Genomic DNA, 7,741 nt, shown 5'->3' with positions numbered 1-7,741 from the left:
GCATTGTAAAAACTGACCTACTTGGTCGCTCTTTGCCATGCTGAGCACCTCGATATTAGTAAATCCTATTACGTCAGTAGAGAAAGAATGGAGATGTTCAAAGAGAATATCTTGCTGTTATACCATTAACTCTTGATATTGCCTTCTGTGTTCCATTGTTCTTCTATATGTATACTCAAGGAGATATGCTCAAACGTAATAAAATGGAAGCTATCGTGCTTACGCATTCAAATCCATGTAGATAACGTTCAAAGCGTATAGATGTTCTGTGATGGCCTCTAGGTGGTTCTATTATCTGCGTATGTAAGATCAAATAATGTGCACAGTGGCGTAACAAAGTAAGTCGACATTAGTAAATGGCAAATAAACTACACTATGTAGCTAGGAAATCTTTGTTAGGTTTAAGGTAGAGGCAGCTTTTAGCTTTCCGCTATTATTCGTCAAATCTCGTCTTACAGAGTTGTAATGTTAGTGGTAGTTCATATCCTTCATTGTCGGATAATTCTTACTCTCGGTGTTGTTTACATTGATTAGTAGTAATTGTTATTTTGCTTGTGGTTGGCTTGTTATTTACTAACAACTTGGGTTTTGGTTACTTTATTAAAGATATAAAAAAACCCGACATTGTCGGGTTTTTTAAAGCTTTGTTTTACCTACTTACCAATTGCTATAGTAAGTTGGTTAAATGTTTTGATTTGGTCAATAACTTTCACAACGTGTTCGTATTGAGTGTCGTCACCAGGGATAACTACCGCAGTGCTTGTTTCATTCTTCGCTAGGAAGTTTTCAATACGTGCAGGTAAACGTTCGATGTCAACCATTTTGCCGTTAAAGTTAACTAAACCCTGATCAGTGATCTTAACAACGATTGTTGGAGATGGGTTGTCAGGTGGATTGTTATTCTTTTCTGGCTTTGAAATCATTAAGCCTTCTTCTTTAACGAATGAAGTCGTTACGATGAAGAAAATAAGCAAGATAAATACGATATCAAGCATTGGCGTCATATCTACGTCTGATTCTTCGACGTCATGACTTCGATTTTTTCTCGACATTTCTCGTTCCTGTAATTTTTAGTTAAACGAAATTATTCGTATAAGGTGTCTAACTATATGGTATGTTTTTACATCGGTCAAATATAGCATATAGTTGCCTTAGTATTTAAGCTTTAATTTAATTATTTTTTAGTCCAAAACTTTGTCGGACTTTCTTCGTGAATATTGATAAAATTTCTTTAACTATCTGAAGAGTAAATTGTAAAACTATGGCGATTAACTGGTTCCCTGGGCACATGCACAAAGCCCAAAAAGAAATTAAAGAAATACTGCCACAAATTGACGTAGTCATTGAGGTGTGTGATGCACGTCTGCCATTTAGCAGTGAAAACCCAATGATAACTGAAATAAGAGGTGATAAACCACTTATTAAGATCTTAAATAAATCTGATTTAGCCGACGAAAGTATTACTAAGCTATGGTTGGATTATTTAGCGAGCCAACATAATGTGCAAGCTATCGCACTAACAACTGACAACCCTAGCTTAGCAAAAACAATCCCAAGTATTATCCGTAAGTTAGTACCCCACAAAGATGAAGCTGGTAAGCAAATTAATGCGGTAATTATGGGAATTCCGAATGTTGGTAAGTCTACGTTATTAAATACATTAGTTGGTAAAGCTAAAGCAAAAGTTGGCAATGAGCCAGCAGTTACTAAAGGGCAACAACGCATAAGACTTGAGGAAGGTCTATATTTGTATGACACGCCAGGTATGCTTTGGCCAAAGATCGTTAACGAAAATAGTGGTTATCGTTTAGCTATCACAAGTGCTGTTAAAGATACGGCATTTGATCATGAAGACATAGCTTGCTTTGCTGCAGATTACCTCATAGAGGCGTACCCTAAACGCTTAAGCGAGCGCTATAAGCTTGATGATGTGCCACAACGAGAGATCGAATTAATCGAAGAGATTGGCCGTAAACGAGGTTGTGTTCGAAGTGGTGGTATGGTTGATTTTCATAAAGCCTCAGAGATTCTGATCAATGAAATCCGTGATAAAACCCTAGGGGCTATTTCATTTGAAACGCCAGAAATGGTTGAAAAAGAAATTATTTATTTTGATGAACTAGAAGCGAAAAAAGTGGCCGAACGCGAAGCTCGGAAAAAAGCGCGTGGCCGTGGTCGTAAAAACAAAAGGAAATAATGATGAGCGCAACTCAGTCTTTTCAGTTACACGATATGCTGGCAGCCGATACGTTGTTTATTAAAGACTTGCCTCTTTGTCGGCTTGTGTTAATGAATAACGCCAATCACCCTTGGTGCATTCTAATCCCTCGTGTAGACGATGTTTTAGATATCTATCAAATGGATTGGCAAGACCAACAACAGTTTTTAAATGAGTCTAGTATGGTTTGTGAAGTCATGATGCAAATTTTTGGTGGTAAAAAGATGAATGTGGCAGCACTTGGTAATATATGCCCGCAGCTACATGTTCACCATATTGTTAGGTTTGAAGATGATATAGACTGGCCTCATCCTGTTTGGGGACGAAGCGAAGGTGTGAGTTACACGAGTGAGAAATTCGATGATATCAAGGCGAAATTACTCAGTGCATTGGATTCAATTGTAGAATAAACAACGTTAACTGATACTAATGGGGTCGTGAACTCAATATTGATACTAGTTAACGTATATGTGAATAAATGAAAAAGGCAGCGATATCGCTGCCTTTTTTAATAGGAATACGTCAACTTAATCGTGATCGAGTAACTGAAATAAAAGTTTCTTCACGTATTGAGTTTCAAAAGGTTTATCACATAACGCATCTACGCCATCTTGCTTGATATTAGCAAGGTGGGTGTCGTTACTCTCACTGGTAACCATTAAAATAGGTAAATGCGACTGTTGTGAGCTTGTTCGAATAAACTGTGCTAATTCGCGGCCATCTACTTCAGGCATGTTGTAATCAGTAACGACTAAATCAAACATCTGATCGTTCAATATATTGATTGCTTCTTGACCGTCAGCTGCTTCGGTAACTTTAATCAGCCCTAAGTTGTTTAGCACCTTCTTGATGTGTTTACGAGCCAACTTACTGTCATCAACAAGCAAAACACGAATGTCATTAACATCGAATAACGCTAAGTCCATTTCCTCAACATTGAGAATATCAACCGTGTTCTTCAAGGCAGCCTTTAGGTGAGATGATTCAAATGGCTTAGGCAAAATAGCGACAACACCAGCTTGCTTATATGCTTCAAGGCTCTCACGCTTAATCTCACTGCTTACCAGCATAAAAGGGGTGTCAGACAATGCTTGATGATTTCTTATTTCATTTAGCAGGTCTATTGCACTTCCATCTTCAAAATACATTGAGCTAGCGACCAGATCACGAGGGTGAGTATTCATGATTTCGAGCGCTTGTGTTTTATTTTTTGCTTCTGCTAAATCAACAATGCCCTGATCTTTTAACTGTTTTACAATAATTTTTCGCTGAGTGTCAGAAGGCTCAATTAATAAAATTGATAAATCTGCTAATGATACACCGTCTACTTCTGATACCATGTTAACCGCCAATAAATTTTACTTTAAAACCGCTTTTCTCGAGCACGGTCTTGATTTGCTCTCGTTTGTCGCCTTGAATTTCAATTGTTTCGCCGACAACACTTCCGCCACAACCACAAGTTTTCTTTAGTTTACTTGCCAAATCTTTTAGCGCCTTAGGCTCTAAACCCAAACCTGAAATGGTCATAACACCTTTTCCCTTACGACCTTTGGTTTCCCTGCGTACTTTTGCAGTCCCATCGCTAGGTGTAACTGATGTCGTTTTGTCTTCTTTGATACGTCCGGTTTCAGTTGAATAAACCAGATTATTATCGTTGTGCATTTTGTGGTTACCCATTGAAAATTGATAGCGCACATTGAAGTATTTTTAAATCAATGTCAACACGTTACATTTCATAAGTATAGGAAAGAAAAAAGCCACCGTAACGGTGGCTTTTAATTTATAGATTTAAATCTTAAAGTTTGCTTTCTAGCTCAGGTAATGTGTCGAATAAATCCGCCACTAAACCGTAGTCAGCAACTTGGAAAATCGGCGCCTCAGGATCTTTGTTGATGGCAACAATGATCTTAGAGTCTTTCATACCAGCTAAATGCTGAATCGCACCTGAAATACCTACGGCAATGTATAGGTCAGGAGCAACGATTTTACCTGTTTGACCAACTTGCATGTCGTTAGGAACGAAACCTGCGTCAACCGCAGCACGAGATGCGCCAATTGCAGCACCTAGTTTGTCAGCAATACCTTCAAGAAGTTTGAAGTTATCACCGTTTTGCATACCACGACCACCAGAGATAACCACAGATGCTGCACCTAAGTCAGGGCGCTCTGATTCAGTTAACTCGTCGCTTACATGTGCAGAGATACCTGCGTCAGTTGCGTTTGAAAGTGCAACAACTTCTGCACTGCCGTCAGTAGCCACTGCATCGAATGCAGTTGCACGAACAGTAATTACCTTCTTAGCATCTAAACTTTGTACTGTTGCGATTGCGTTACCTGCGTAGATAGGACGAACAAACGTATCAGCTGATTCAACACCAATGATGTCAGATACTTGTGCAACATCTAATAAAGCAGCAACGCGAGGCATGAAGTTTTTACCAACGCTTAATGCCGTTGCTAAAATGTGGTCATAATCACCGGCAAGTTCAACAACTAGCGCACTTACGTTTTCTGCTAATTGGTTTGTGTAAGCTGCGTTGTCCGCAACTAATACTTTGCGAACGCCATTTACTTTAGCTGCAGCGTCTGCAACTGCCTGACAGTTTTCACCAGCAACTAATAAATCAATGTCACCACCAATGGCTTGAGCTGCAGCAACGGTTTTTAATGTATCAGCTTTTAATTCGCTGTTATCGTGTTCTACGTATACTAAAATAGCCATTATGAAATCACCTTCGCTTCATTTTTTAACTTTTCAACTAACTCATCAACACTCTCAACAACAACACCCGCTTGACGCTCTGCTGGAGGAGTAACTTTTAGTAAGGTTGCACGTGGTGATAAATCAATACCGAAGTCAGCAGCCGCTTTAACATCTAAAGGCTTGCGCTTAGCTTTCATGATATCTGGTAATTTCGCGTAACGAGGTTCGTTCAAACGTAAGTCGGTTGTCACGATTGCAGGAAGGTTTAACGCAACTGTTTGTAAACCACCGTCTACTTCACGAGTAACGTTTACCTTGTCGCCATCAACTTTTACTTCAGAAGCGAATGTACCTTGTGGCATACCAGTAAGTGCTGCGAGCATTTGACCTGTCTGGTTGTTGTCACTATCGATAGATTGCTTACCTAAAATAATTAAGCCCGGTGCTTCTTCTTCAACAACTTTTTGAAGTAACTTAGCGATATTTAACGAGTCTAAGCTTTCTTCAGTGTCGATTTGGATTGCACGGTCTGCACCTAATGCTAAAGCTGTTCTTAATTGCTCTTGGCACTTCTTGTCACCAATTGATACAGCAACGATTTCAGTTGCAGTGCCAGCTTCTTTTAAGCGCACAGCTTCTTCAACTGCAATTTCACAAAATGGGTTAATTGCCATTTTAACGTTTGTTAGATCAACGTCAGAGTTGTCAGGTTTAACGCGTACTTTGACGTTGTAGTCAATTACACGTTTTATCGGGACTAATACTTTCATCATCGCCTCTGCTTGTTTCGTATAAAACTGTGTTAGAAAACTTTCCAGTGTGTTTTCTGGTTAGTCGTTATTTTTATATGGCATGAGAGCCTATCTGTACTTTGCCTTTACGTCAATGTTAACTCAGTCAAACCTCATGACATTTATTATCAATTGACTGATATCAAGTAAATAGTTATTTACAGGATAGAATTTATCAGCAAATTATTTATAATAACTTGATACTATCAAACAAGTGTTTTAAATTCAAACGAGTGTTTGAATTGATATATTATTATAAAAAAGAGGTGAAATATGGAACGCGAATCGATGGAGTTTGATGTCGTCATCGTTGGAGCAGGTCCATCAGGCTTGGCTACAGCTTGTCGCTTAATGCAATTAGCACAAGAGAAAGATCAAGAATTAATGGTATGTGTGGTTGAAAAAGGCTCGGAAGTAGGCGCACATATTTTATCTGGTGCCGTGTTTGAACCACGCTCATTGAATGAACTTTTCCCTGATTGGAAAGATAAAGGCGCGCCTTTAAATACGCCTGTAAAAGGTGATGATATTTATTTCTTCAATGGTGAAGACAAATCTACAAAATTACCTGGCTTCGCCGTGCCTAAAACGATGCATAACGAAGGTAACTACATTGTTAGTATGGGTAATGTTTGTCGTTGGTTAGCTGAGCAAGCCGAAGAGATGGGTGTTGAAATTTTCCCAGGCTTTGCAGCTCAAGAAGTTATTTACAACGAAGATGGCTCGGTAGCCGGTATTTTAACGGGTGACATGGGCGTTGATGAAAACGGTAACGAAAAAGATTCATACATGCCTGGTATGGAGCTACGTGCGAAATACACGGTATTTGCTGAAGGCTGTCGTGGTCACTTAGGTAAAGAGCTGATCGCTAAGTTCAATCTAGACGAAGGTAAATCACCACAGCATTACGGTATCGGCTTTAAAGAAATTTGGGATATTGATCCTGAATTACATCAAGAAGGTTTAGTTGTTCATACAGCAGGTTGGCCACTTGATAGCAAAACAGGTGGTGGTGGTTACTTATACCACGCCGAGAACAACCAAGTATTTGTTGGTATGATCATCGACTTGAATTACTCAAACCCGCATTTAAGCCCATTTGAAGAATTCCAGCGCTACAAGCATCATCCAACCATTAGTCAGTACCTAAAAGGCGGTAAGCGCGTTTCATATGGTGCTCGTGCATTAGCTAAAGGTGGCTTTAATTCATTGCCTAAACAATCAATGCCTGGTGCAATTATGGTGGGTTGTGACGCAGGTACGATTAACTTTGCCAAGATCAAAGGTAATCATACGGCGATCAAAACCGGTATGTTAGCGGCTGAAACTATCGTCGATGCATTAGTATCAGGTGATGAAGGTGGTAAAGACTTAACTACTTACGAAGCAAACTTTAAAGCATCATGGTTATACGACGAGTTATACAACACGCGTAACTTCGGCCCAGCGATGCATAAATTTGGTACCTTCTTTGGTGGTGCATATAACACCATTGATCAAAACTTCTTTGGCGGTAAATTGCCATTTAACTTCAAAGATGAGTCACTTGATCACGAACAGCTAAAATTAGCGAGCGAAGCACCTGTTATTCAGTATGCGAAACCTGACGGTGTATTAAGCTTCGACCGTTTGTCTTCAGTATTCTTATCAAATACTAACCATGAAGAAGATCAACGCTGTCACTTAAAACTTGCTGATGCAACGATTCCAATGACCGTAAACATGGAAAAATACGCTGAGCCTGCACAACGTTATTGTCCAGCCGGGGTATACGAAATCCAAGAGTCGGAAGAAGGCGACAAGTTTGTCATCAACTCGCAAAATTGTATCCACTGTAAGACATGTGATATTAAAGATCCAAGTCAAAACATCACTTGGGTAACGCCAGAAGGCGCTGGTGGTCCAAACTACCCGAATATGTAGTATCTTACCTATCCAAGGTAGTCACTCATTAAAAAAGCCCGTAATCGTCGATTACGGGCTTTTTGTTTGTGCTTTTAAAGGCAAAAAATACCGCAACAAGTGCGG

Annotated in this window: 8 protein-coding genes; 3 read left to right on the top strand and 5 right to left on the bottom strand. The window is 39.5% G+C overall.

Annotated features, from left to right (window positions below):
* Positions 1-653: 653 nt before the first annotated feature.
* Positions 654-1,052: an ExbD/TolR family protein gene (locus tag QQK05_RS07545; protein ID WP_284297183.1), complete on the bottom strand. Its 399-nt coding sequence runs from the start codon at positions 1,050-1,052 to the stop codon at positions 654-656.
* 209 nt (positions 1,053-1,261) lie between these two features.
* Between QQK05_RS07545 and ylqF the strand changes: the two genes are divergently transcribed.
* Both ylqF and QQK05_RS07535 read left to right on the top strand, forming a co-directional pair.
* A complete protein-coding gene (gene ylqF / locus QQK05_RS07540) occupies positions 1,262-2,197 on the top strand; it encodes a ribosome biogenesis GTPase YlqF (RefSeq protein WP_284297181.1) in 936 nt (311 codons plus the stop codon).
* A complete protein-coding gene (locus QQK05_RS07535; RefSeq protein WP_284297180.1) occupies positions 2,197-2,628 on the top strand; it encodes an HIT domain-containing protein in 432 nt (143 codons plus the stop codon). The genes ylqF and QQK05_RS07535 overlap by 1 nt, the downstream gene beginning before the upstream one ends.
* 117 nt (positions 2,629-2,745) lie before the next feature.
* Here the strand turns inward: QQK05_RS07535 and QQK05_RS07530 are convergent, their stop codons facing one another.
* The 4 genes from QQK05_RS07530 to QQK05_RS07515 all read right to left on the bottom strand — a co-directional run bounded on the left by QQK05_RS07530 (position 2,746) and on the right by QQK05_RS07515 (position 5,692).
* Positions 2,746-3,558: a response regulator gene (locus QQK05_RS07530; protein ID WP_284297178.1), complete on the bottom strand. Its 813-nt coding sequence runs from the start codon at positions 3,556-3,558 to the stop codon at positions 2,746-2,748.
* A gap of 1 nt (position 3,559) precedes the next feature.
* Positions 3,560-3,880, bottom strand: coding sequence for an SUI1 family translation initiation factor (locus QQK05_RS07525; protein WP_284297176.1), 321 nt, complete (start codon positions 3,878-3,880; stop codon positions 3,560-3,562).
* 133 nt (positions 3,881-4,013) lie between these two features.
* Entirely contained in the window at positions 4,014-4,940 is a 927-nt protein-coding gene (locus QQK05_RS07520) for an electron transfer flavoprotein subunit alpha/FixB family protein (protein ID WP_284297174.1), read from the bottom strand.
* Positions 4,940-5,692, bottom strand: coding sequence for an electron transfer flavoprotein subunit beta/FixA family protein (locus QQK05_RS07515; RefSeq protein WP_284297208.1), 753 nt, complete (start codon positions 5,690-5,692; stop codon positions 4,940-4,942). The genes QQK05_RS07520 and QQK05_RS07515 overlap by 1 nt, the downstream gene beginning before the upstream one ends.
* Before the next feature lie 294 nt (positions 5,693-5,986).
* On the opposite strand from QQK05_RS07515, the gene QQK05_RS07510 reads away from it, so the two are divergent.
* Positions 5,987-7,636 (top strand): electron transfer flavoprotein-ubiquinone oxidoreductase, encoded by a 1,650-nt coding sequence (locus QQK05_RS07510; RefSeq protein WP_284297172.1) that lies wholly within the window; start codon positions 5,987-5,989, stop codon positions 7,634-7,636.
* The last annotated feature ends 105 nt before the right edge of the window (positions 7,637-7,741 follow it).

Source organism: Thalassotalea loyana (assembly GCF_030161435.1).
Lineage (GTDB): Bacteria > Pseudomonadota > Gammaproteobacteria > Enterobacterales > Alteromonadaceae > Thalassotalea_G > Thalassotalea_G loyana.
Note: the sequence above shows the minus strand (reverse complement) of the source record. Positions and strands in the feature narration are given on the sequence as shown.

What these genes read in the sequence shown, in the direction of transcription:
- QQK05_RS07520 (WP_284297174.1), bottom strand. Translation starts at nt 4,940, where the DNA reads ATGGCTATTTTAGTATACGTAGAACACGATAACAGCGAATTAAAAGCT.
- QQK05_RS07535 (WP_284297180.1), top strand. Translation starts at nt 2,197, where the DNA reads ATGATGAGCGCAACTCAGTCTTTTCAGTTACACGATATGCTGGCAGCC.
- QQK05_RS07525 (WP_284297176.1), bottom strand. Translation starts at nt 3,880, where the DNA reads ATGCACAACGATAATAATCTGGTTTATTCAACTGAAACCGGACGTATC.
- QQK05_RS07510 (WP_284297172.1), top strand. Translation starts at nt 5,987, where the DNA reads ATGGAACGCGAATCGATGGAGTTTGATGTCGTCATCGTTGGAGCAGGT.
- QQK05_RS07515 (WP_284297208.1), bottom strand. Translation starts at nt 5,692, where the DNA reads ATGAAAGTATTAGTCCCGATAAAACGTGTAATTGACTACAACGTCAAA.
- QQK05_RS07545 (WP_284297183.1), bottom strand. Translation starts at nt 1,052, where the DNA reads ATGTCGAGAAAAAATCGAAGTCATGACGTCGAAGAATCAGACGTAGAT.
- QQK05_RS07530 (WP_284297178.1), bottom strand. Translation starts at nt 3,558, where the DNA reads ATGGTATCAGAAGTAGACGGTGTATCATTAGCAGATTTATCAATTTTA.
- ylqF (WP_284297181.1), top strand. Translation starts at nt 1,262, where the DNA reads ATGGCGATTAACTGGTTCCCTGGGCACATGCACAAAGCCCAAAAAGAA.